Raw genomic sequence first — 24,427 nt, forward strand, 5'->3', positions numbered from 1 at the left:
GGAAGCTTTTTACTAAAAAGCTTCCTTTCTTTTGTATATTAAATTAACAAATCAAACAATACCGGATTTTTATTTAACTCCATAAATTGAATATTATTTTCTTGAAAACGGGTAATTAATGGCTCATAATCTTCTTTATGTTTTAGCTCCACCCCAACAAGCGCAGGCCCATTTTCTTTATTATGTTTTTTAATATACTCAAAACGAGTGATGTCATCCTCTGGTCCTAAACCTTTATCAAGAAATTCTCGCAATGCTCCTGAACGCTGCGGGAATTCAATAATAAAATAATGTTTTAACCCTTCATAAATGAGAGAGCGTTCTTTCATTTCTTGCATTCTATCAATATCATTGTTTCCACCACTTACTATACAAACAACTGTTTTTCCTTTCAGTTCATCCTTATAAAAATCGAGTGCAGCAATAGAAAGAGCACCAGCTGGCTCCGCAACGATTGCATTTTTCTTGTACAATTCTAATATCGTTGTACAAATTTTCCCCTCAGGAACCAATACAATATCATCTAACACTTCTTTACAAGTTTCAAAAGTTAATTTCCCTACTTTTTTAACTGCTGCCCCATCAACAAAACTATCAATTTTTTCTAAGGCCACGTTTTCATTTTGTAAAAAAGCTTCTTTCATCGATGCTGCTCCCTTTGGTTCCACACCGATTATTTTTGTATCGGGACTCACACCTTTTACATATGTACCAATACCTGATGCTAAACCACCGCCACCAATTGCTGTGAAAACATAATCAACATGTTTCTCCATGTCATGTAATATTTCAACGGCAACCGTCCCTTGGCCCGCAATTACATACGGATCATCAAATGGATGCGCAAACGTCATGCTATTTTCCTCACAATAGCGCTGTGCTTCTTGGAAGGAACTATCAAATGTGTCTCCAACTAACACAATTTCTGCATAAGCACCTCCAAAAAATTGTACTTGAGATACTTTCTGCTTAGGTGTTGTTGTTGGCATAAATATTTTAGACCGAATCTTCAATAAATTACACGTATAAGCAACCCCTTGCGCATGATTACCAGCACTCGCACATACAACCCCATTTTGTAGTTGTTCTTTCGATAAGCTTTGAATTAAATTGTAAGCACCTCGAATTTTAAACGAACGAATTACTTGTAAATCTTCCCGTTTCACATATACATCACATTCATATTTCTCAGATAAAACGGAATCTCTCTGAAGCGGTGTTGTATTGACGATATCTTTCATGTGATTATGAGCCACAAGGATATCTTCGATTTTCACTCTCTCCCTTACATTTTGCACCATCTCGTATCATTCCTTATCTCTTTTTATATGGATTCAATCAAAATTTTGCATTTTTAGCACTGCACCTGTATTCGCTGATGTTACCATTTGTGCGTAGCGTCCAAGCCATCCTGTTTTCACTTTCAACTCTGGTTTTTTCCATTCTTTCCTGCGCTTTTCCAGTTCTTCATCACTTACTCTCACTTCAAGTAAACGTTCCTCTACATCAATACATACAATATCACCTTGCTCTAAAAGCGCAATTTCTCCACCAGCAGCAGCTTCTGGTGAAATATGTCCTACTGAAATACCGCGTGATGCACCTGAAAAGCGGCCATCTGTTAACAGAGCAACATCTGCACCTAATCCCATACCTGCAATTGCTGAAGTTGGTGCTAACATTTCTGGCATACCAGGTCCACCTCTTGGTCCTTCATAACGAATAACAACAACATCTCCTTTTTTCACTTTTCCAAGCATAATCCCTGCAAGCGCCTCGTCTTGAGATCCGAAAATAACACATGGCCCTTCAAATCGTTTTACCTCTGTTGCACCACTTTTAATGACAGCACCATCTTTTGCAAGGTTTCCTTTCAATATACGCAGGCCACCTTCTTCACTATGAGGATTTTCGAGAGAGTGAATTACTTCCTTATCTTGAATTTTTGCATGAGCGATGTTTTCTCTTAGTGTCTGACCAGTAGCTGTAATACGGTCTAGATGGAGCACACCCTCTTTTCTGCTTAACTCTTTTAAAATAGCGCTGATACCACCCGCACGATCAATATCTTCCATATGCCAATTTGAAGCTGGACTCACTTTACATAAATGAGGAACACGTCTTGAAACTGCATCAATGCGGCTCATGTCATAATCGAGCCCCGCTTCTTGTGCGATTGCTAGCGTATGTAATACTGTATTTGTTGATCCACCCATCGCCATATCTAATGCAAACGCATCATCAATCGCTTCTTCTGTCACGATATCGCGTGGTTTAATATCGCGTTCAATTAATACTTTTAATTTTTCAGCTGCCTGTTTGATTAGTTCCTCACGCCTTGGGTCTGTTGCTAAAATACTGCCATTACCAGGAAGCGCAAGCCCTAACACTTCGCATAAACAGTTCATAGAATTCGCTGTAAACATACCCGAACAAGAACCACAAGATGGACAACCGTGATCTTCAATATCCTTTAATTCTTCTTCTGAAATTCTCCCAGATTGATAGGCACCTACTCCTTCAAAAACAGAACTTAAGTCGACTACTTCACCTTTTGATGTCTTTCCAGCCGCCATCGGTCCACCTGAAACAAATACAGTCGGAATGTTAACACGTAATGCTGCCATCATCATACCTGGTGTAATCTTGTCACAGTTTGGAATACAAATCATCCCATCAAACCAGTGAGCATTTACTACGGTTTCAACTGAATCTGCGATAATTTCACGACTCGGGAGAGAATAACGCATACCAATATGTCCCATCGCAATCCCGTCATCTACTCCAATTGTATTAAACTCAAATGGAACCATTCCCGCTGCACGTACTGCTTCCTTTACAAGCCGACCAAATTCATTTAAATGTTTATGCCCTGGAATAATTTCAATAAAAGAATTACAAATTGCTACAAATGGTTTATCAAAATCTTCATCTTTTAAACCAGTTGCTTTTAATAAACTACGATGTGGCGCTTTGTCAAATCCCTTTTTAATCATGTCACTTCTCATCTTTTCCAAATCCCTTCCTGTTCATTTTCCCTTATCTATTTTCTACTACTTTTTCACTAAACCTTTCCCCTCTGGTTGCTGAATCCAAGTCATCATTTCTCGTAATTCTGCTCCTATTTTTTCAAGCGGATGATTTTGTTCTGCCTTTTTCATTGCATTATAAGTGGGACGCCCTGCTTGATTTTCTAGAATCCATTTCTTCGCGAATTCTCCTTTTTGAATCTCCGCAAGAACTCGTTTCATCTCTTTCTTCGTTTCATCTGTAACAATTCTAGATCCTGTTACATAATCACCAAACTCTGCTGTATCTGAAATAGAATGGCGCATATTCGTTAATCCGCCTTCGTACATTAAATCCACGATTAACTTAAGCTCATGTAGACATTCAAAGTAGGCAATTTCCGGACGATATCCACCTTCCGTTAATGTTTCAAAACCAGCTTTCACAAGTGCAGTTACCCCGCCGCATAGTACAGCTTGTTCGCCAAATAGATCTGTTTCTGTTTCTTCTTGGAAGGATGTTTCAATTACACCAGCACGTGTACAGCCAACTCCTTTGGCATATGCAAGAGCAACATCAAATGCTTTTCCAGTCGCATCTTGATGAACTGCCACTAAAGCCGGAACGCCATTTCCTTCTTGGAAAACACGACGAACAAGATGCCCTGGACTTTTTGGTGCAACCATCGCTACATCTACGTAACTTGGCGGCTCGATTTGCCCAAAATGAATATTAAATCCATGTGAGAAAAGTAACATTTGTCCTTCGCGAAGGTTCTTTTCAACTTCATTTTGATATACATGTGCCTGCTGTTCATCTGGCAATAATACTTGTACAACGTCTGCGGTTCGCACCGCTTCTGAAACTGCCATTACTTCAAAACCATCTGCTTTCGCTACCTCAAAAGATTTCCCTGGGCGGACACCTACTACAACATGAACGCCAGAATCACGTAAATTTTGCGCTTGCGCATGACCTTGTGATCCATAACCAACTACCGCCACTGTTTTTCCTGCTAATACCTCTAAATTTGCATCTTGTTCATAATATGTTTTCATCTTTTCATACACTCCTTATAATTTATTTACTTGCAAGACATCAATTAACTTTTTCAACTGATTTACGAGCAATGTCGCTTCATTTTCTGTACAAACTGTTGTAAGTTTCATTTCCGAAATCTCTCTTGTTTCTCCTTCATTTAAATTTAAAGAAGAAATATTATAACCACGCCGAGCAAAAATTCCACTTACTCTTAGTAAAACTCCAGGATCATTATTGACAACGAGCGAAAAAGTATGACTCATTCTTCCCACCTCTTCATAATCATTTCATGATTCCCTTTATTAGGAGGAACCATTGGAAATACGTTTTCGCCCTCTTCTACACAAAAATCAACAACAACTGGGCCTTGATGACAAAATGCTTCTAACATGATTTGTTTCGCTTCAATCGGATTGGTAGCGCGCAAACCTTTTACTCCGTATGCTTCTGCTACCTTCACAAAATCAGGTGATCCAATCTGTGATTCTGATAAACGATTTTCATAGAACATCTCTTGCCATTGTCTGACCATACCTAAAAACTTGTTATTAATAATAAAAACTTTCACTGGAATATTGTTTTCTGCAATTGTTTGTAATTCTTGAATGTTCATTTGAAATGAAGCATCTCCCGCAATACAGACAACTGACTTATCCTTAAAGGCAAGCTGAGCACCGATTGCCGCTGGGAATCCAAACCCCATTGTTCCTAATCCGCCAGATGTAAGAAATGTTCGCGGTTTTTGTGCCTTATAAAAGTGTGCTGCCCACATTTGATGCTGCCCAACTTCTGTGGTCACAATTGCTTCACCATTTGTTAATTCACTTACTAAATGAATCACGTGCTGCGGTTTTAATTTTGATTCATTCTGTTCATATGAGAGCGGATATTCTTCTTCCCACACTCTTACTCTCTCTATCCATGCATCAGTTTGACACTCTACTCTCATATTTCTTAACATGTGTAACGACCGCTTTACATCCCCTACAACCGGATATTCTACCGTTACATTTTTATGAAGCTCAGCTGGATCAATATCAATATGTACCTTTTTCGAATGAGGTGAAAATAGCTCTAACTTTCCTGTGACTCGATCATCGAAACGGACTCCAAATGCAAGAAGCAAGTCACATTCCGTCACTGCCATATTTGCAGCATATGTCCCATGCATACCGAGCATCCCTAAAAACAGCGGATCACTAGGTGGATAAGCACCAAGTCCCATTAAAGTTGAAACGACTGGAATACGGTTCTGTCTTGCAAATGTTAGAAGTTCTTCGGATGCATCGGCATGAATGACACCACCTCCGATATATAGGAGCGGGCGATTTGCTTTTGAAATTGCCTCTGCCACGCTCTCCAGCTGCATTTTATCTGGTTCAATCCGTGGCTTATAACCCGGAACTTGAACTTCCCCTTCAAAAAAGTTCGTTACAATAGAATTTTGAATATCCTTTGGAATATCAATTAATACCGGACCTGGCCGTCCACTTTTAGCAATATAATATGCCTCTTGCAATATACGTGATAGCTGATTTACATTTCGTACTTGATAATTATGTTTTGTAACCGGCATTGTAATTCCCACAACATCCGCTTCTTGAAATCCATCTTTTCCAATGAGAGATGTCGCCACTTGACCTGTAATTACCACTAAAGGAATCGAATCCATATACGCATCTGCTAAACCAGTAACTAAGTTTGTAGCTCCTGGGCCGGAGGTAGCAAATACTACCCCGACCTCTCCAGAAGCTCTCGCATATCCTTCTGCACCATGAATTGCGGCTTGTTCATGACGCGTTAAAATATGCTTCAAACCACTGCCATACAGCGCGTCGTAAATTGGTAGAATAGCTCCGCCCGGATAGCCAAACACAGTTGTTACACCTAATTTCTTTAAACAGTGAATCACATGTCCTGCACCTGTTACTTTTTTTACTCCTCCGTGACGCGCTTCCTTACACACTGCATGTTCCACCATTTCACTAACTCCTTCCCCTATTCGTTAAGCTAAACTTTCTGCTAGTCCCGGAACGCGCACTCCTCGCTCTCTCGTTAACTTTTTAAATTCTTCCGTTAACTGCTTCGTTACTTCTCCTGGTTTTCCATTTCCGATTTCTCTTGAATCCACTTTTACAACTGGAATTAATTCAGCAGCAGTTCCTGTTAAAAATACTTCATCTGCTACATATACATCGTGACGAGTAAATGGTCTTTCTTCACAAGGAATACCTAGTCTTTCACAAAGTTCAATGACACTATTTCGTGTAATCCCTTCAAGAGCCCCTAAGTATGCAGGTGGCGTCACTACTTTTCCATCTTTCACAACGAATACGTTATCTCCCGATCCTTCACAAACATATCCTTGCTGATTTAACATAAGCGCTTCTAGCACACCTGCTTGTGCTGCTTCAATCTTTACTAATACGTTATTTAAATAATTCATCGACTTAATACGCGGATCAAGTGCATCGGGCATATTTCGGCGAGACGCAACAGATACAACACTAAGACCGTTATCATAAAACTCTTGTGGGAACAACTTTAACTGTTCAGCAATGATGATGACACTTGGTTTCGTACAGCTTCTTGGATCAAGTCCTAAATCCCCTTTTCCTCTTGAAACAATTAATCTAATATATGCATCTGCATATTCATTTTTTTGTAGTGTCTGTAAAACTGCTTGTTCCATCTCTTCGATTGTCATCGGAATCGTTAGTAAAATCGATTTTGCAGATTCATATAAACGCTTTAAATGCTCTTTTAAACAAAATACATTTCCGCTGTAGCTACGAATCCCTTCAAATACGCCGTCTCCATATAAAAAACCGTGGTCATAAACAGATACAACAGCCTTTTCTTTTTCTACTAATTCCCCATTCATATAGATATATTGGTTTCCCATCCTACATCGCTCCTCTTTTTTATCTCTTTATTTATGTGCAATCCACCTTTTTATCGATTGCTGAGAAGAGTATATTTTATCTAAATCTTCTGTAAATTAATTATAAAAATATCCTCGCCTCAGCAATCGATTTTCTACAAACGTGTAGCAATCCATTGCTGAGACGAGGGAATCGTGGTACCACTCAGCTTCCTTATACTTCTCGCGAAATACAAGCTCTGTAAGTCCTATTAGACTTTTGTTCTTTTATCGTGAACAACTCCGCTGCTCTCTACTCATTTTTTTCGAAGGCAGTGCTCTGAGGTGATCTTCAACAAGTACAATTGTTACCACCCTCACAGCCACGGGGCAGCTCTCTGAAACAATTTATATCGTTTACTCTCCTCTTCTTTGCATTCTTCTATTCTCTTTTTTTAAAATAAAAACTCTCGCCTCAGCAATCAATCACTACATTATAGTAGCTTTGATTGCTGAGGCGAGAGTTTCGCGTTACCACTCAGCTTCCTTATACTTCTCACGAAATATAAGCTCTGCAGGTCCTATCAGACCCTCGTCCATTTACCGGAGACGATACCGCCGCCCTCTACTCGGTTTCCCTTTCGCAAGCGATGCTCCGAGGTGATCTTCAATGATTCGACCGTTACCACCCTTTCAGCCACGGGGCAGCTCTCTAAAACTATCATAATCATCTACTTTCCTCTTCTTTGCATATAAAATATATTAAAGTTAGAAAATTCTTAATTAACTTTTAAGTTGTTACACGTATTATAGGACTTTGTTCTTTTCATTGTCAACATGTTTTTTGAAAATTTATATTTTAAATTATAATCCCAATATTTAAATCTAATTTTTTTATCAAAATAAAAAAGGAATGAATCTCAATCAAACACTCATATATTACTTAAGGCTTGTCTGTTAAAAAAGCCAGCTTCATACATATGTAAAATGATTAAGGAGATGATGTGAATATGTTAAAAGGAAAAGTTGCATTGGTTACTGGAGCAAGTCGTGGAATTGGATGTGCTATTGCGAAACGCTTAGCAAGTGATGGTGCATTAGTTGCTGTGCATTATGGAAATCGTAAAAGTGATGCAGAAGAAACAGTACAGGAAATTCAATCGAATGGCGGTTCAGCTTTTTCTATTGGAGCAAATCTTGAATCCTTGCATGGTGTAGAATCTCTTTACAAATCTTTAGATTCTGAATTACAAAATCGCACTGGTGAGACTCATTTTGATATTTTAATAAACAACGCCGGAATTGGTTCTGGAGCTTTCATCGAAGAAACAACTGAAGATTTTTTTGATAGAATCATTTCCGTAAATGCCAAAGCACCTTTCTTCTTAATACAGCAAGCATTACCTCGATTACGTGATGAAGGCCGTATTATTAACATTTCATCGGCTGCAACACGAATTTCTTTACCCGATTTCGTTGCCTATAGCATGACGAAAGGTGCAATCAATACAATGACTTTCACACTAGCAAAACAGCTTGGAGCACGAGGGATTACAGTAAACGCAATCCTTCCAGGTTTTATTAAAACCGACATGAATGCTGAACTTTTAAGTGATCCGATGATGAAACGATATGCAACTGAAATCTCTGCTTTCGGCCGTTTAGGAGAAGTAGAAGATATTGCAGATACTGCTGCATTTCTTGCTTCCCCTGACAGCCGTTGGGTTACTGGTCAATTGATTGATGTGAGCGGTGGTTCTTGCTTATAAAAAACATATAGTTTTAAATCTTTTTTATTGCGCAATAAAACAATTTATATAATACTAGATAAAACATATCTATTTAGGAGGATTACAGCAATGACAGAAAAAACATACGAACTCGCAACCTTTGCAGGCGGCTGCTTTTGGTGCATGGTAAAACCATTTGATGAACTTCCAGGCATTCACAAAGTTGTTTCCGGCTATGCTGGTGGCCACACCAAAAATCCAACATACGAACAAGTAAAAACAGGAACATCTGGACATTTAGAAGTTGTTCAAATTACATTCGACCCTTCTATTTTCCCTTATCAAAAATTACTAGATTTATATTGGCCACAAATTGATCCAACTGATGATGGCGGACAATTTTTTGACCGCGGTCCATCCTATCGCACTGCAATTTTTTATCACAATGAATATCAAAAAGAGCTAGCTGAAAAATCAAAACAAGCTTTAGCAGAAAGCGGTATGTTTAAAGATCCAATCGTAACGGAAATTCGTCCAGCAGCTCCTTTTTATGAAGCAGAAGAATATCATCAACATTTTTATAAAAAGAATCCCGAAAAATACGCACAAGAACGTAAAGAATCTGGACGTGAAGATTTTATTAAAGAAAACTGGGAAAAGAAATAAAAAATCAATATTTTAAGGTCTATGAAAAGTAATTTCATAGACCTTTATTGTATTTTGATATAATAATTCCCCACTTACTTATTCGTCTCATTTTTCAACTGCAACGCAATTAAACTAGCAAAATCATGAACAAGTGTTGCAGCTAAAAGAGATGTAATTTGTGCTTGATCATATGGCGGTAATACTTCTACTAAGTCAAAACCAATATAATTAAAACCGCTTAAAGAACGCACCATATTTAACGTCTCTCGACTATTAAATCCTCCCACCTCTAATGTCCCAGTACCAGGCGCACAAGATGGATCTACAAAATCAATATCAAATGTTAAGAAACATGGTGTATCGCCAACCGTTTCTCTCATTTGCCTAAGAACGCTTTCAAAACCACGATTGCATAATTCTGCTGTTGTAATGACGTTATATCCTAAGTCACTACTAGCGTCTATATCACCAGGGTGATTCAATGTTCCACGAATTCCAATTTGAAATACTTTTTCCGGTTGTAATAACCCTTCCTCATGCGCACGTATAAACGGCGAACCATGCCAATATTTTTCTTCATAATATGTATCCCATGTATCTGTGTGCGAGTCAAAGTGAATCATCGCAACTGGGCCATGAACTTTTGCTGCTGCACGAAGACTTGCTAATGTAACTGAATGATCTCCACCAAGCCCGATTGGAATGATCCCTTGCTTCATTAATCCAAAAACAGCTTCTTCAATTAAATCATAGCTACGATGAATATTATGCGGGATAACAGAAACATCTCCAATATCAATCGCATTTGTATCATCAAACGGGTACACATGATGAATCGGATGATATGGAAACAACGTCATAGATGCTTGACGAATTGCTTGTGGAGCAAAACGCGCCCCAACGCGAAACGAAGCTGCAGTATCAAACGGCATTCCTAAAATAGCAACCTTTGCTTGCTCATTACTTGATGGCAATCTCATAAATGTACCTGTCGTACAAAATTCTGGTTTTACATCAGGTGTTAGTGGATATTTCATTTCTCATTTCCCCTTTTAAACATGATTTTTACATCCAAAAGAAACTTCCCTTAAATAATTTTTTCTTTTATTACAATGCAAAAATCATGCCATGCAAAAGAATGATTCATTACTCTATCCGCCCTTTTTTGACTATGCAAAGTTGAATAGTCCATGCTATAACGCATAAAAAAAGAGCAAAAATAATTGCCCTTTTTGTTTTCTATATTTATCACTTCAATTATAAGTTATTTTCTCAACCTCTCAATAAAATCATACAACTTATCAAGTGAAGTCATATTCTGATTACACGCTACACTATCTTTACAAATATAGTTCCCCTTCTTAACAAAGGTACCTGGCACATCACCTTTTATTTCAACTAGAAACATACCTACTTCTTCGTGACCGTGGCATAATGAACAAATACTCTTTTTATTTATACTTTGAAACGTTCCCTGCAGGCCAACAAACTTATTTCCATTTTTCGCTATAATAAACTTTCTGCTGGTTCCTTTATCAATCCAACCTAAATAAGACATTTCTTTCATATTTATTTCTTCCATTTCAGGAAGCTTTAGTTTTTTAACCTTAGGAAATAATTTTTTTAACGCTTGTGGTGTAATTTCTTGAAACGGAATAACATATGGATTTAACTTGAGTAAAAACGATTCTGCGTCCTCTCTATTTTTAACCGTCAAAATTGTATCAATTAATTCTTTTTGTTCGCTAGTTAGATTTTCAAAAACATGTAACACTTTTTCTATCGCAAGAGACTTCAGAGCAGCAATAACTCCTCTATCATTTGCTGTAGCATGCCCATTCGCTAGAATATGAGCTTGTGATTTTATAAAATTATATTGATCACTTCTAATAAATGCTTCCATTGCTATCACTCCATACAAATTGTTAATCTCTTTTTATTGTATACAATACACTTGTTTTATAAAATGCCAAACATGATTCATAAACAAAGTATACATAAAAAAACTACACCTCCAATTGTTAGACTGTGTCTAACAATTGGGGTGCAGTTCATACTTCTAAAAAAATAATCAGTGCTTTTTATTATGATTTTGAATACACGATTTTTTTTATCGTTTCCATAGAAAGAAAGTATTCTTCTGCTAACTGATGAATGGAAGTTCCATTTTTAAAAGCATGTTTAATGTCTCTATTTCGTTCATCAATTTGCTTTCTCACGCCAGATTGTGTACCCCATTTATAATATTCCTTTTCTTGTTTCGGAATGTAAATTGTTTCACCTTGTACATACTTTTGAATTTCTATAATTAAACTTTCTGGTAAAACAGTCGTTGCTTTTACGTATCTCATTTCTGCTCGCCCCTTATTTTTTATGGTTCATTTCAATAAGGTGCAAAGCCAAATATAAAACAAATGATACGAGCTCATTTTGGCGATTGAATATTACTTGTCTACCTCACGCAAAGTATCGCCATTTCCATACTTGGCTTTGCATGAGACGCTGCAGTGTCTGGCAATTGTATTATAATCGCCATATGAACACCTCCAATATACCGTTTGTTTTTTATTATATGACAATTCTTTCTTTCTTGCATCCTCATGCTTTTTAGACAAGAAATAATTTATTCATTTTGATATAATACATACGAATTGAAATTAAAGATAATGTGAGGTCGCTTTATGAAAAAAAGAATCATTACATCATTCATTATACTAATCACTCTTCTCATCTTACTATTCGGAGCCTATAAACTCATGAATTCACGAACGTATCAATTATTTGGTGAATTAACAAATCGAGTAGAAACAAATCAAAAGGTTATTGCGCTAACCTTTGATGATGGTCCTACAAAAAAGGTAGAGGAAATATTACCACTCTTAGATAAATATAATGCTAAAGCTACTTTCTTTGTAATTGGAAATGAATTAGAGAAAAACTTAAAATTTGGCCGAGCAATCGTAAGATCTGGACATCAACTTGGAAATCATACGTATACTCATAATCGAATGATTTTTAAGACACCTTCTTTTATTAAAGAAGAAGTTGAAAAAACAAATACATTCATTCGTGCAACAGGATATACAGATCAAATTGATTTCCGACCACCTAATGGAAAAAAACTAATTGGTCTACCCTATTATTTAAACAAACATCATATCGAAACAATTACATGGGATCTCGAACCTGATACGTACTACAATTCTCCTTCTGACAAAATAAAATATGTAAATGAAAATGTAAAACCCGGATCTATCATCTTATTACATTCCATGTATGATGATTCTGAAAAGTATTTACAGACTCTTGAAGGCATTTTAGATTCTTTATCTAAAAAAGGGTATCAATTTGTTACAGTAAACGAATTGCAGAAAAGATAATTCTACAATGAAAAGGCTCAAGCATAGCGTTATGCTTGAGCCTTTTGTCCTTTAAATCACGCCAATTACATTTAAAAATACGATAATAATTGCAATTGGTGCTATATAACGAAGTAAAAACAACCATAATACAAATAGTTTATATCCTTTGTTTTTACTTACACCTAGTTCTTTCATTAATGTGTCTTTCTTCATTTTTAATGGCACGAAGATTGCAACTAATAATACGCCAAGCGGCATTAGAACGTTACTTACTGCAAAGTCTGCTAAATCAAAGACTGTTTTTCCAAAGAACTTTACATCACTTAATACACCATATGATAGCGCCGATGGAATCCCAACAACGAAAATTAATAATCCAACAATCAATGCCATCTTTTCACGTTTCCCCTTACCTTTTGTTGTCAAAGAGGCAACGCTAATCTCTAACATAGAAATCGCAGATGTTACAGTGGCAAAGAAGAATAGCAACAAGAAAATAATGAAGAATAATTTTCCGAATGCCATTTTACTAAAAATAGCTGGCAGTACGATAAATAGTAGTCCTGGTCCTTGAGACGGTTCCATTCCAAACGCAAATACAACCGGGAAAATTGCAAGTCCAGCAAGTAATGTAATAACAAGTGTCAAACCAACAATTGAAAATGCTGAACGTGGTAAGCTTTCTTCTTTCGGTAGGTACGAGCTATACGTTACCATTACGGCTACACCGACAGATAACGAGAAGAATGATTGTCCCATTGCATATAAAACAATTTCAGATGTTACATGCGAGAAGTCCGGTTGTAAGAAGAAGCGAACACCTTCCCCTGCTCCATCTAATGTAAGTGCACGAACAATTAACACAAAGAATAAAACAAATAGTGCTGGCATAAAATACTTATTTACTTTTTCCACACCATTTTGTACGCCTTTACTTACGATAAAAATAGTAATAAGAATAAATAATAACTGTGATCCAACTGCTAAATATGGATTGGAAATGATTTCACCAAATGTTGCTTCGTATGCGCCATTTCCCTCCCATAGTCGACCTGTAATTGCATTCCATAAATATAATAAAATCCATCCTCCTACAACACTGTAGAAAGAAAGCAATATGAAACATGTTACAATTCCTAATTTACCAAGCCACGGCCATAATGTTTTAGGAGCGATTTCTCTATACGCATCAACAGCCTCTTTTTGTGTGCTTCTTCCAATCACAAATTCTGCTAATAATAAAGGTAAACCAATCAGTAAAGTAAAACCGATGAAAATAAGGAAGAACGCTCCGCCCCCTCCAATACCGGCCATGTATGGGAACTTCCAAATTGCGCCAAGGCCAATTGCTGAACCTGCTGCAGCTAAAACGAAACCTAATTTCGATGTCCATTGCTGTGAATTCATCTTTCTATCTCCTCTCTTTTTCTATTTTTTTTATGACATTTCATCCTTATGCCTATTGTTCTATCCTCTTCCCTTTCTAATGTAACCACTTCCTTTCAGAAATAAAAAATCGTCCCTACGCAAACGTAGGGACGATAAAAATATCGCGGTACCACCCTAGTTGTGAAGAATACTAAGAAACTACCGAAATAAAAAACGCCCCTACGCAAATACGTAGGGACGATAAAATATCGCGGTACCACCCTAGTTATGAAAATACAACTAAAATAATCCCTAAATAAAAAACGCCCCTACGCAAATACGTAGGGACGATATATATCGCGGTACCACCCTAGTTGTGAAAAAAATTCTTCACCACTTTATTTGATAACGGTATACACTACCGTCTTTCATTTCCTCACAGTATGAGATTTATGAAAGATGCTCCAGGACGAACTTCATGAATAATCTATATACTGATTCACACCAACCATCAGCTCTCTGTCATAGGGAGATTTTCACTACTTTACCCTTTCATTGCCCAAATATTATTTTCCGAATTGATTACTATCATTTTTACCACACATTAAAAATAGTGTCAACTCATTTTTTGAATATTTATGTATTCATTCTTATTTTCCCATTATAAAAATTCAAAATATGACTTTTCAATACATACTATTATACCACATATGGTTTATCCTTTATTAAATATACCGACAGGTTTATAGTAGTATAAGATAATTGTAACGCAACACGAGTAGGAGGAAAAGATTTTGTCTACTTCAAAAGTTTTAAAAGGAACTGCTTTGCTAAGCGGTGCCACAATGATTTCGCGTATTTTAGGTTTTATATACTTCTTCCCTTTTCAACTATTAGTTGGTACACAAGGGGTTGCTTTATATGGATATGCATATTCTTGGTATGGCATCTTGCTTAGCTTTTCAACAGCTGGCATTCCAATCGCTGTATCTAAATTTGTAGCAAAATACAACGCATTAGGCGACTATAGTACAAGTAAAAAACTGTATAATTCTAGTGTGAAATTGATGCTATTAATGGGCTTTGCTGGATTTTTAATCTTATTTATCGGAGCTCCTTACATATCACAATTTATTATTCGTTCAGAGACACCAGATCCTGAGTTTATCGCTGACGTCACACTTACTATGCGAGCATTAAGTTTCGCACTTATTATCGTACCAGCAATGAGTGTTACACGCGGTTATTTCCAAGGTTTTCAACATATGAAGCCAAGTGCTGTTTCCCAAGTTGTCGAACAAATCGCCCGCGTCGTTTTCATTTTAGTTGGTAGTTTTATCGTTTCAAAATTGCTAGGTGGTTCTGTGGCATCTTCTGTCGCGGTCGCTACGTTTGGCGCTGTCATCGGGGCAATTGCCAGCGTTTCAATTTTAATCATGTATTGGAAAAAATACAATCATTTAAAACCGCCGGCAGGTGAACTAAAATCAAGATCATCTAATATATCACTAAAAAATATCTATATGGAATTGCTTCGCTATGCTATTCCAATTGTATTTGTAGGGATTGCCATTCCACTATATACACTAGTGGATCAATATACAGTTGCTGATGCGCTTAGAGCGCTTGGAGAACCTTTAGAAACAGCGAACGCGATTTTCGCTTATATAACCAATTATGCGCAAAAACTCATTATGATTCCTGCTTCACTTGCAACAGGTTTTTCACTTACAATTATTCCAGCAATCACAAAATCATTTACAAGCGGGAAACTAGATGAATTACAAGGACAAATCACAAAGATTTTCCAAGTGTTATTATTCTTTACAATCCCTGCTGCATTTGGACTCGCTAGCATCGCATATGATGCATTCCGCATGGTTTATGTAAGTCCTGATAAAGCTTTAGAAGGATCTCAATATTTAATTTCTTATGCACCATCAGCTGTATTAAGTGCGATTTTTACTGTTTCAGCAGCCATTTTACAAGGAATTGATTATCAAAGAAAAACAATGATTGCTTTCTCCATTGGTATTCTTGTAAAAGTTGTAGTAAACACACCACTTCTATACTTATTAGGTGGACATGGCGCCGTACTTGGCACAATTCTTGGGTATCTCGTTTCTGATATCATGATGCTATATTACATCGTTAAATTTGCAAAGTTTGATATTAGAGAAACGGCTAAAACAGTATTTCTTATTACAATTTACTCCACAGCAATGTCCGCTGTCGTAATGGGATTAAAAGCAATTGTCGGATGGCTAATTCCGGGACAATCTTATATCGAATCATTATTAATCGTTATCGTTTGTGGCGCGGTTGGAGGAATTGTCTATCTGGCTTTCGTATCAACAAGTGGACTAGCATCACATATTCTTGGTGATCGAATTGGTCGTTTACCTGTATTGAAAAAATTAGTAAAATAAAACAAAGAAGAGGTGTAACTCAGATTAATATTACACCTCTTCTTTGTTTTTAAATTATTCCTTACAGGGAGGAACCCATGACAAAAGTATGGATTCAAAAAAAAGAAATGAATGAACACTTTTTAGACAGACTCAATCGCTCTTTAAAGATATATGGGCATATATGTGCCATTTATTTTATAAGTAAAGGTACCGAAGGGGATTATGTCGAAGAGAATAAAATATTTCTACAAAATTTTTTAATTACTAATAATACATATCCCCTTTACCTTACATTTACTTATTACGCTGACTATGAAACGATACAATTCACACTTGATAAATTAGAGATTACCTATACACTAAACTTTTTAGATGAAGTACAAACATATTGGACTTCTAACCAACATATACACTATCACCCGCCTTGCTTTACAATACAAATTGCTAATTCAAATGAATTGACACTCGCTTTAGAAGCAACATTTTGGATAGCTTCTCAAAATGAGTTTTATGCCATTTCAAATTCTCAAAATTTATTCTTTTCACTAGAGACCACCTACGAATTCAGACGAAAAAAAGAGCGTTCAGTTCCCCATTTCAAAACAGAAAAAGACACTACCTTTATTACGATTGCTCACGATGGTTTAGGGTATTATTTATTTTCTAATCTAGAAAAATATTCAACATTAGAAAGTTTATGTGCTAATTTACCTAAAGGAACTGCACTTGAAGAAATAGACTAAAGTCATATTCTTAAAATATAAAAAGAGATTGTATATAGTCGATACAATCTCTTTCTTTACGTTTCTTATTCAAATAATCCCATACTTAAATAACGTTCTCCCGTATCAGGTGCAATACATAACACTTTCTTACCAGCACCTAATCGTTTCGCTATCATGATTGCGGCATAAACTGAAGCACCTGAAGATGGCCCTACTAATATTCCCTCTTGCTTTGCTAGATTTTTCATTGTACCAAGCGCTTCTTCATCCGCAATTTGAATGATTTCATTATACACTTCCGTATTTAAGTTTTTCGGAATAAACCCAGGGCTTGTTCCAACTAGTTTATGAGACCCCGGCACACCACCAGATAAAACAGGAGATCCTTTCGGTTCAACTACTGCAATATATAAATTTGGTAGTTTCTCTTTCAATGTTTCTCCTGTACCAGTAATCGTCCCACCAGTTCCAGCAGTCGCTACAAAGGCATCTAAATTCCCATCCATTTGCTCATAAATTTCAAGTGCTGTTGTATAGCGATGAATATCCGGGTTGGCTGGATTCTCAAATTGCTGCGGAATAAAGCTATTTGGTATTTGTTTTTGCAGTTCTACTGCTTTTGCAATTGCTCCTGGCATTCTTTGTTCTGCTGGCGTCAAAACAACTTCCGCTCCATATGCCTTAAGTAAATTAATTCGCTCTTTTGACATATTATCCGGCATAATTAAAATCGCTTTGTATCCTTTCGCAGCTGCATTCATTGCTAAACCAATCCCTGTATTTCCACTTGTCGGCTCTATAATCGTATCACCTGGCTTAATGAGACCTTGCTCTTCCGCCATATGAATTAAATTATACGCAGCACGGTCTTTCACACTCCGAGACGGATTAAACATTTCTAATTTCACATATACATCTGCTGCATCTTCTGGAACAAATCGTGATAATCGTACGACAGGTGTATCTCCAATTAATTCTGTAACGTTTGGACATAGTTTCATAGCGCATCCCCTATTCTATATAAACCTATTTTGATTTTTCCACATATTAGCTGCGGCTATGAAAACAAAAACAGTTCTCCACTTATTTCCTCTTTTTGTTTTCACATGGCATGGGGCTAAAAAGGCACCGACCGCTTCTATGCACGGCCGGATGCTTTCGCTCACCTAAAAAGAATGGCTTGATGTGTTTTTTAATTTTGTTATATATATCATGATTTCCGATCACTCGGCAATAACCATGATGTAAGTCCAATTAATGGTAAACAACTACATAATACCATAATAAATTGCAAACTATATACATCTGCTAATTTCCCAAGAACAACGGCCCCTAATGCTCCAAGACCAAACGCAAGACCGACAATTAATCCTGATACCATTCCTACTTTTCCAGGAACAAGTTCTTGTGCATATACAACGATAACACTAAAGCTACTAGAACTAATAAAACCGATACATACAAATAACGGTACAACCCACGATAGAGAAACATGCGGTAATAAAAGTGCAAGCGGTGCAGAACCTAGCATAGAAAATATGATAATATTTTTCTTACCAAATCGATCTGCCAAAGGTCCACCAAAGAATGTGCCAAGCACCCCAGCAATCATAAATGCAAACACAAAGTACTGCGCATTTTGAATAGACAAACCATAGTGCTCGATTAAATAAAACTGATAGAAATTCCCGATGCCCGCTCCATACCAAGACCGAACGAAAGTTAAGAAAACAAGAAGAACAATGACAAATTTAATATGTTTACTCACAATTGTATTTTCAGCTTCAAGTGCAGCTCGTTTCTTTCTTCTGACAGCACCATTTACTAACTCATTTTTGTACCAATTTGAGACGAAAATTAATAACACAATACCTACTGCCGCAAAAGCTGTGAATCCAAGTGACCCAATTTGCCCAAGCGGAACAAAAATTAACGCTGTAAAAATGGGCGCAAGAGAATTCCCTGTATTTCCTCCTACTTGATAAATTGACTGTGCTAATCCACGTTTTGCACCAGCTGCCATATAAGCAACACGTGCTCCTTCAGGATGAAAGACTGCTGATCCTAACCCGATAAATAAAACAGAAATAATAACGATAATAAAGTTGGGTGCAAATGCAAGGCCAATCATCCCAAGCATACTTGAAAACATACCAAGTGGCAGTAAAAATGGCGATGGCTTCTTATCTGAATACATCCCAAATACCGGTTGCATAATCGATGACGTCATATTGAGCGCAAATGCAATCCACCCTACCTGCATATAGGACAAATTCATCGCTTTTTCCAAAATTGGAAAAAGCGCCGGCACAACAGCTTGCATCGAGTCATTTAAAAAATGACCGAAACTAATTGCAAATAGAATACGATAAATCGTCGGTGAGGCTACTGTATTTTCCTTTGAAACGGCTTGCATATTTCGTTCTTCTCCTTCCCTAAAAAAACAGAAAATGCAACTTATTAACATTACACTTCCTGTAATAATTTCTGATTTTTAAAACATTTCCTATTCTATACTGGTTTTATTTCTTTTTCCAGTAACACCACTTAGATTTCATATAAATCATCTAATCCATTATACTTATATATTAATAAAATAATTTTATTGCATCAGTAGACTTCTTTATTTTATAAAGGTTGTTCAAAAAGGAAAAAAGCACATCACCCCATGTGCTTTTTTCCAATCAACTTTAATTATAATTCTCGTTTTTCTTTTAAAAGTTTTTGAAATTCTATTTCTAATTCTTCGGACGGCTCAATACTTAAGCGACTTAGCACTTCCGATATTTTTGTTTCAAGTAACAGAAGCTTATCTTCTTTCGTATCTCGCGTCTTTTCTACTTGCCCTAGTTTATATTGCTGGTAGTTCCCTTCAAATAATGCAATCTTTTGATTACAAATTGCTAAAATTCGTGTAGCTATATTTTCAATGAACCGGCGATCATGTGAGACAAAGATTACACTCCCTTCGTACTCTTTTAGAAGAGACTCTAACGCTTCAACAGCTGCCATATCAAGGAAATTTGTCGGTTCATCTAAAACTAACGTATTAATATCACTTAAAAATAGCTTTGTTAATGCTACTTTCACTCGTTCACCACCGCTCAAAACCCCTACAGGCTTATAGACATCCTCTCTGAAGAAATGCATTCTCGCAAGAACCGTTCGAATCAGTGTTTCATCCTGCTTTGAAGAGGACTGGACATTTTCAATAATTGATTTTTCCGTATCTAATATGTTTAAATTTTGACTAAAATAGCCGATTTTCACAGCTGGAGCAAGCCTAATCCCATACTCTTGATTCATGATTTTTTTTACAAGTGTCGTTTTCCCACTTCCATTTGAACCGATAATTGCTAATTTATCCCCACCTCGAATATGAAAACTCGTTTTGCTCCAAAGTACACGCTCACCCACTTTTCCCGCTACATCGTTTACGCGAACAATAATTCGATTTTTGAATGTTTCCGCATTCGGCAAGTTCATCTTAAGCGGTGGAATTTCTTTTACTTTTTCTACTTTTTCAAGCTTTTCTAATCTCGTTTCAATAGCCGATGCTGTTTGTTGTAACTTCTTTTGCTTTTTTGCAAAATATGGCTTTGCTCCTGTAATTCTCGCTTCTGACTTACTCACCTTTTTTGGAGTCTTTGTTGCTCTTTCCGCTTTTTTCTCCTTTAACTTTAATGCTTCTTCCAACTGTCTTTTCTTTTTCTCATACTTTTCATACGCTAATTGTTCTTGACTTAGCTCTATTTCTTTTTGTTTTACATAATCGCTATAGTTACCTGTATACTCTTTTATCTTTCCTTCATCCAATTCCCATATCGTTGTACAAAGAGCATCTAAAAATGCGCGGTCATGTGAAATAATGATAAATGCTCCTTGCCACATATTCAGCTTCTTCTCCAACCATTCGATATGTTCTGTATCGAGGTTTGTGGTCGGTTCATCTGCAAGTAAAAGCTCTGGATCTTTCAGAAGAGCTCCTTGAATATATTCTTGCGTCACTTCACCACCACTTTTTGTTGTATCCGTTCGTTTAAGCTGCGGTAAAAGTTCACACCTAGTACGTTGAATAACATTCCCTTCTTCTGGAGAAATTTTTCCAGCTAACATTTGGAATAACGTCGTTTTCCCGCTTCCATTTCTACCAACTAACCCAATTCGAGCATTTTGCTGAATTTGCAATTGATCCACATCTAGTAATAAACGATCCTGTACATAGTACTTTATATGATTGGCTTCTAATAAAAACATAGTAACATCTCCCTTTTATCAAGTTTAGGAGACAAAAAATGCCCCCTATATCCATTCAGAATAGGAGGCATAAATCATTATATAGGTGTATACCAAAAGAGACTATCCCCTTTAGATCCAACTATACAAAGCCAATCCTATTCTGAAAAACGCAAACTAAAGGCATCAAAAATAACAGCATAATCATCTGTTAAAAATAACCTTCAATTGTTTGTTTTCGTAAATAGGATTAGTACTTCATGTAATTGGGTCACCCTTCCGTTCTTTTCATTTCATTCATGATACTTTTAGTATAACTAAAAATTCTAAATAAAATCAACGTCTTTTTTATTTTAAATGACAAAACATTTATATTTTTCAAAATCACTCGTCTTACATTCAAGTGAAATTTTCGTACCTTCATTTTCATAACTCGTAGATGTAACATGTGCATAATCATTGAAATAAGAGACAATTTTCCCTTGATCATAAGGAATTAACATTTCACACTTTGTATATTCTTTGTAAATGTGCGAACGAATCATTTCTACAAGTTCTTCAATCCCAATTTGTTGTTTTGCAGACAGATATACTCGGTCCTCCTGTATTTTTGGGATTTCAACATCCATCATATCTGATTTATTATACGCATATATTGTCGGGATATTTTCAACACCAATTTGTTTTAGTGTTTGGTTTGTAATCTCAATTAATTGTTCATAATTTGGATTTGCATAATCGACCACATGAATCAATAAATCCGCCTCCGCCACTTCTTCTAACGTAGAACGGAAGGCCTTAACAAGGTGATGCGGTAATTTACTTACAAAACCAACTGTATCCGTTAATAAAAACGATTTATTATCTGGAAGTTCAATATTTCGCACTGACGTTTCTAACGTCGCAAATAACATATCCTTTTCGAATACTTGCTTCTCTACAGATCCGTTAAAAATCTCAAGCATCGTATTCATAATCGTTGATTTACCAGCATTTGTATATCCTACTAATGAGACGACAGGAATTTCATTTTTCTTACGTTGTTTACGCTGCGTTTGACGCTGCGCAACAAGTGCTTCTAGCTCTTTATTTAATACTGCAATCTGTTCTTCAATTTTACGACGATCGAGCTCTAATTTCTTCTCACCAACACCTTTATTTTTCGTACCAACTCCGCCGCTCTGTCTTCCTAAAGATTCACGAAGGCCAATTAAACGTGGCATCATATATTGCAGATGCGCTACTTCAACTTGCAACTGTGCTTCTTTCGTCTTTGCACGCTGCGCAAAAATATCTAAAATTAAAATCGTACGATCAATAACTTTACAATCTAAATCGGCTTCTAAGTTTCGAATTTGCGAAGGCGATAATTCATCATTAAAAATCACCATGTTCGCATCTGCTCCCTTCACAAAAGCGGAAACTTCTTCAATTTTACCTTTTCCAATATAATGTGATGGATTCACGCGGTGTAAATTTTGCGTAACTTGCCCTACAACTTCCACATCACACGCTTCCGTAAGATTTTTTAATTCCTCCATTGAATATTCAAAATCACTTTCATTATTTAAATTCACTCCGACTAATATTGCTTTTTGTACTAGTTCTTCCATATATTCATTCCTCCATTTCGATTACGTAAAATAAAAAACACAGGTCACTGCCTGTGTTTTTCGTAAACGGATGAAAGTACGACAAATAAACAAAAGAAAGCATAACTTTCAAATTGCTACATGGTCAATACGTTACAAATGATATACGTATCCCTAAAAAACATACACATATATCATATCACATCATTCTATTATAAAGGCAAAACAAAAAGAGGGCGTATTCGTCCCTCCCTCTTTTCACATATTCGTTCAATAAAGGGTTCCTTTAAAATAGGCAGACCAATCCCGTTCACTCTGCACACAGACAGAGCCTTTGAGCGCTATTCAATTATCGGCACAAAGTATTGAGACGTAATCTGATTAAAATCAAAGGAGACCCCTCCGTTCATTAAAAGTTACATAAATCTTAGCATAATTATGTTGGTTTCACAAGAATAAACTTCAATTACGGGCATAAACAAATTCATTAATTTTCGGTTATATTCTTCATTTTTTGTGTACACTTCTTATGATGAATAGCGTTTAATCCCTTGAAAATTTAATGACTTATATTTTGCACACGTTCGCTTTCCTCTTTCATTTCATGATAATATGATGGCAGTTCTATTCCATGCTCTACAAAATAATCCTCAATTAATGAAATAATCACTTTCAACGTTTTCACACGTGCATATAATTTATCGTTACTAGCGATAATATTCCAGCTTGCATTCGGTTTATCTGTTTTCTCAAACATGTCTTCCATTGCCCGGGCGTATTCATCCCACTTTTCACGATTGCGCCAATCCTCATCTGTAATTTTCCATCTCTTCAAAGGATTGTTCTCTCGATCTTTAAATCGTGCCAGTTGCTCTTCTTTACTAATATGGTAGAAAAATTTTGCTACTATGTAATGATCATCTGTTAATAGTTTTTCAAAATCATTAATTTCATCATATGCTCTCTGCCACTCTTCTTTTGTAGCAAACCCCTCTACACGCTCAACCAATACACGGCCGTACCAAGAGCGATCAAAAATCGTAATTTGACCATACTGAGGAATTTTGCGCCAAAAGCGTTGCAAATAGTGATAACGTTTTTCATGAGGAGCAGGCGCACCAATTGGATTCACCTGAAAGCCGCGCGGATCAAGATGCTCCGTAACTCTTTTAATTGCTCCCCCTTTCCCAGCCGCATCCCATCCTTCCATCGCGATAATCACAGCTATTTTTTCTTTTTGTAAAATTTGCTGCAACGCTAATAAGCGCCTTTGATACTTTTCAAGTTTCTTATTATACCTCGATTTTGATTCCATTCTTTTCGTTAAATCTACTTGGGCAAGACGATCTTTTTTCATAAAATAATCCTCCTTTTCCTACACTAACGCTATTTCAACATAATTTTCACCATTTTCTTCTTTATTCGGAAAATACAACTAAATT

General features: G+C 36.5%; 20 protein-coding genes and 2 other annotated features. Of the genes, 5 read left to right on the top strand and 15 right to left on the bottom strand.

Going from position 1 to position 24,427, the window contains the following annotated elements; all coding sequences use genetic code 11:
- Window positions 1–38 precede the first annotated feature (38 nt).
- From ilvA to ilvE, 6 genes are read right to left on the bottom strand one after another with little or no spacing between them, the layout of a single operon-like run.
- On the bottom strand, window positions 39–1,301 hold the full coding sequence (gene ilvA / locus AAIE21_RS06065) for a threonine ammonia-lyase IlvA (RefSeq protein ID WP_343265935.1): 1,263 nt from the start codon (window positions 1,299–1,301) through the stop codon (window positions 39–41).
- 33 nt (window positions 1,302–1,334) lie between these two features.
- A complete protein-coding gene (gene ilvD, locus AAIE21_RS06070; protein WP_343266465.1) occupies window positions 1,335–3,008 on the bottom strand; it encodes a dihydroxy-acid dehydratase in 1,674 nt (557 codons plus the stop codon).
- A 45-nt stretch (window positions 3,009–3,053) separates the two neighbouring features.
- Complete coding sequence (locus AAIE21_RS06075) at window positions 3,054–4,067, bottom strand: ketol-acid reductoisomerase (RefSeq protein ID WP_343265936.1); 1,014 nt, start codon at window positions 4,065–4,067, stop codon at window positions 3,054–3,056.
- Between the two features lie 15 nt (window positions 4,068–4,082).
- Window positions 4,083–4,313, bottom strand: coding sequence for an ACT domain-containing protein (locus AAIE21_RS06080; protein ID WP_141526595.1), 231 nt, complete (start codon window positions 4,311–4,313; stop codon window positions 4,083–4,085).
- Window positions 4,310–6,031, bottom strand: a complete 1,722-nt coding sequence (gene ilvB / locus AAIE21_RS06085) for an acetolactate synthase large subunit (RefSeq protein WP_343265937.1) — start codon at window positions 6,029–6,031, stop codon at window positions 4,310–4,312. Before ilvB ends, AAIE21_RS06080 begins: the two co-directional genes overlap by 4 nt.
- Window positions 6,032–6,055: 24 nt before the next feature.
- Complete coding sequence (ilvE, locus tag AAIE21_RS06090) at window positions 6,056–6,955, bottom strand: branched-chain-amino-acid transaminase (RefSeq protein ID WP_343265938.1); 900 nt, start codon at window positions 6,953–6,955, stop codon at window positions 6,056–6,058.
- A gap of 468 nt (window positions 6,956–7,423) precedes the next feature.
- Window positions 7,424–7,669 (bottom strand) — a binding site (T-box leader).
- Window positions 7,670–7,923: 254 nt separating this feature from the next.
- On the opposite strand from ilvE, the gene AAIE21_RS06095 reads away from it, so the two are divergent.
- Both AAIE21_RS06095 and msrA read left to right on the top strand, forming a co-directional pair.
- Entirely contained in the window at window positions 7,924–8,682 is a 759-nt protein-coding gene (locus AAIE21_RS06095) for an SDR family oxidoreductase (protein WP_343265939.1), read from the top strand.
- Window positions 8,683–8,772: 90 nt separating this feature from the next.
- A complete protein-coding gene (msrA, locus tag AAIE21_RS06100) occupies window positions 8,773–9,309 on the top strand; it encodes a peptide-methionine (S)-S-oxide reductase MsrA (RefSeq protein WP_343265940.1) in 537 nt (178 codons plus the stop codon).
- A gap of 74 nt (window positions 9,310–9,383) precedes the next feature.
- On the opposite strand, the gene speB is transcribed toward msrA, so the two are convergent.
- The 3 genes from speB to AAIE21_RS06115 form a co-directional block, all read right to left on the bottom strand.
- On the bottom strand, window positions 9,384–10,328 hold the full coding sequence (gene speB, locus AAIE21_RS06105) for an agmatinase (RefSeq protein ID WP_343265941.1): 945 nt from the start codon (window positions 10,326–10,328) through the stop codon (window positions 9,384–9,386).
- Window positions 10,329–10,555: 227 nt separating this feature from the next.
- Complete coding sequence (locus AAIE21_RS06110) at window positions 10,556–11,194, bottom strand: FusB/FusC family EF-G-binding protein (protein WP_343265942.1); 639 nt, start codon at window positions 11,192–11,194, stop codon at window positions 10,556–10,558.
- Between the two features lie 181 nt (window positions 11,195–11,375).
- Window positions 11,376–11,642, bottom strand: a complete 267-nt coding sequence (locus tag AAIE21_RS06115) for a CD3324 family protein (RefSeq protein WP_343265943.1) — start codon at window positions 11,640–11,642, stop codon at window positions 11,376–11,378.
- A 330-nt stretch (window positions 11,643–11,972) separates the two neighbouring features.
- Here AAIE21_RS06115 and AAIE21_RS06120 point away from each other — a divergent pair, with 330 nt between their 5' ends.
- Complete coding sequence (locus tag AAIE21_RS06120) at window positions 11,973–12,671, top strand: polysaccharide deacetylase family protein (protein ID WP_343265944.1); 699 nt, start codon at window positions 11,973–11,975, stop codon at window positions 12,669–12,671.
- 51 nt (window positions 12,672–12,722) lie between these two features.
- Here the strand turns inward: AAIE21_RS06120 and AAIE21_RS06125 are convergent, their stop codons facing one another.
- Window positions 12,723–14,060, bottom strand: coding sequence for a sodium-dependent transporter (locus AAIE21_RS06125; RefSeq protein WP_343265945.1), 1,338 nt, complete (start codon window positions 14,058–14,060; stop codon window positions 12,723–12,725).
- Between the two features lie 301 nt (window positions 14,061–14,361).
- Window positions 14,362–14,586 (bottom strand) — a binding site (T-box leader).
- Window positions 14,587–14,815: 229 nt separating this feature from the next.
- On the opposite strand from AAIE21_RS06125, the gene AAIE21_RS06130 reads away from it, so the two are divergent.
- On the top strand, window positions 14,816–16,450 hold the full coding sequence (locus AAIE21_RS06130; protein WP_343265946.1) for a putative polysaccharide biosynthesis protein: 1,635 nt from the start codon (window positions 14,816–14,818) through the stop codon (window positions 16,448–16,450).
- Window positions 16,451–16,527: 77 nt separating this feature from the next.
- Window positions 16,528–17,175: a hypothetical protein gene (locus AAIE21_RS06135; protein WP_343265947.1), complete on the top strand. Its 648-nt coding sequence runs from the start codon at window positions 16,528–16,530 to the stop codon at window positions 17,173–17,175.
- A 65-nt stretch (window positions 17,176–17,240) separates the two neighbouring features.
- Here the strand turns inward: AAIE21_RS06135 and cysK are convergent, their stop codons facing one another.
- The 5 genes from cysK to AAIE21_RS06160 form a co-directional block, all read right to left on the bottom strand.
- Entirely contained in the window at window positions 17,241–18,158 is a 918-nt protein-coding gene (gene cysK, locus AAIE21_RS06140; RefSeq protein ID WP_343265948.1) for a cysteine synthase A, read from the bottom strand.
- Between the two features lie 209 nt (window positions 18,159–18,367).
- Window positions 18,368–19,573, bottom strand: a complete 1,206-nt coding sequence (locus tag AAIE21_RS06145) for an MFS transporter (protein WP_343265949.1) — start codon at window positions 19,571–19,573, stop codon at window positions 18,368–18,370.
- A 278-nt stretch (window positions 19,574–19,851) separates the two neighbouring features.
- Window positions 19,852–21,414, bottom strand: coding sequence for a Vga family ABC-F type ribosomal protection protein (locus AAIE21_RS06150; RefSeq protein WP_343265950.1), 1,563 nt, complete (start codon window positions 21,412–21,414; stop codon window positions 19,852–19,854).
- A gap of 332 nt (window positions 21,415–21,746) precedes the next feature.
- Window positions 21,747–23,006 (bottom strand): GTPase HflX, encoded by a 1,260-nt coding sequence (hflX, locus tag AAIE21_RS06155; RefSeq protein ID WP_343265951.1) that lies wholly within the window; start codon window positions 23,004–23,006, stop codon window positions 21,747–21,749.
- Between the two features lie 538 nt (window positions 23,007–23,544).
- Window positions 23,545–24,342: a polyphosphate kinase 2 family protein gene (locus tag AAIE21_RS06160; RefSeq protein ID WP_343265952.1), complete on the bottom strand. Its 798-nt coding sequence runs from the start codon at window positions 24,340–24,342 to the stop codon at window positions 23,545–23,547.
- Window positions 24,343–24,427: the final 85 nt, after the last annotated feature.

Source organism: Paenibacillus sp. 102 (assembly GCF_039549175.1).
Classification (GTDB): Bacteria; Bacillota; Bacilli; order Bacillales; family Bacillaceae_G; genus Bacillus_A.

Coding starts and splice junctions, on each gene's coding strand:
- AAIE21_RS06110 (WP_343265942.1), bottom strand. CDS start 11,194: ATGGAAGCATTTATTAGAAGTGATCAATATAATTTTATAAAATCACAA.
- AAIE21_RS06080 (WP_141526595.1), bottom strand. CDS start 4,313: ATGAGTCATACTTTTTCGCTCGTTGTCAATAATGATCCTGGAGTTTTA.
- ilvE (WP_343265938.1), bottom strand. CDS start 6,955: ATGGGAAACCAATATATCTATATGAATGGGGAATTAGTAGAAAAAGAA.
- ilvB (WP_343265937.1), bottom strand. CDS start 6,031: ATGGTGGAACATGCAGTGTGTAAGGAAGCGCGTCACGGAGGAGTAAAA.
- AAIE21_RS06095 (WP_343265939.1), top strand. CDS start 7,924: ATGTTAAAAGGAAAAGTTGCATTGGTTACTGGAGCAAGTCGTGGAATT.
- cysK (WP_343265948.1), bottom strand. CDS start 18,158: ATGAAACTATGTCCAAACGTTACAGAATTAATTGGAGATACACCTGTC.
- AAIE21_RS06150 (WP_343265950.1), bottom strand. CDS start 21,414: ATGTTTTTATTAGAAGCCAATCATATAAAGTACTATGTACAGGATCGT.
- msrA (WP_343265940.1), top strand. CDS start 8,773: ATGACAGAAAAAACATACGAACTCGCAACCTTTGCAGGCGGCTGCTTT.
- speB (WP_343265941.1), bottom strand. CDS start 10,328: ATGAAATATCCACTAACACCTGATGTAAAACCAGAATTTTGTACGACA.
- ilvA (WP_343265935.1), bottom strand. CDS start 1,301: ATGGTGCAAAATGTAAGGGAGAGAGTGAAAATCGAAGATATCCTTGTG.
- AAIE21_RS06160 (WP_343265952.1), bottom strand. CDS start 24,342: ATGAAAAAAGATCGTCTTGCCCAAGTAGATTTAACGAAAAGAATGGAA.
- AAIE21_RS06125 (WP_343265945.1), bottom strand. CDS start 14,060: ATGAATTCACAGCAATGGACATCGAAATTAGGTTTCGTTTTAGCTGCA.
- AAIE21_RS06115 (WP_343265943.1), bottom strand. CDS start 11,642: ATGAGATACGTAAAAGCAACGACTGTTTTACCAGAAAGTTTAATTATA.
- AAIE21_RS06145 (WP_343265949.1), bottom strand. CDS start 19,573: ATGCAAGCCGTTTCAAAGGAAAATACAGTAGCCTCACCGACGATTTAT.
- AAIE21_RS06120 (WP_343265944.1), top strand. CDS start 11,973: ATGAAAAAAAGAATCATTACATCATTCATTATACTAATCACTCTTCTC.
- AAIE21_RS06075 (WP_343265936.1), bottom strand. CDS start 4,067: ATGAAAACATATTATGAACAAGATGCAAATTTAGAGGTATTAGCAGGA.
- AAIE21_RS06135 (WP_343265947.1), top strand. CDS start 16,528: ATGACAAAAGTATGGATTCAAAAAAAAGAAATGAATGAACACTTTTTA.
- ilvD (WP_343266465.1), bottom strand. CDS start 3,008: ATGAGAAGTGACATGATTAAAAAGGGATTTGACAAAGCGCCACATCGT.
- hflX (WP_343265951.1), bottom strand. CDS start 23,006: ATGGAAGAACTAGTACAAAAAGCAATATTAGTCGGAGTGAATTTAAAT.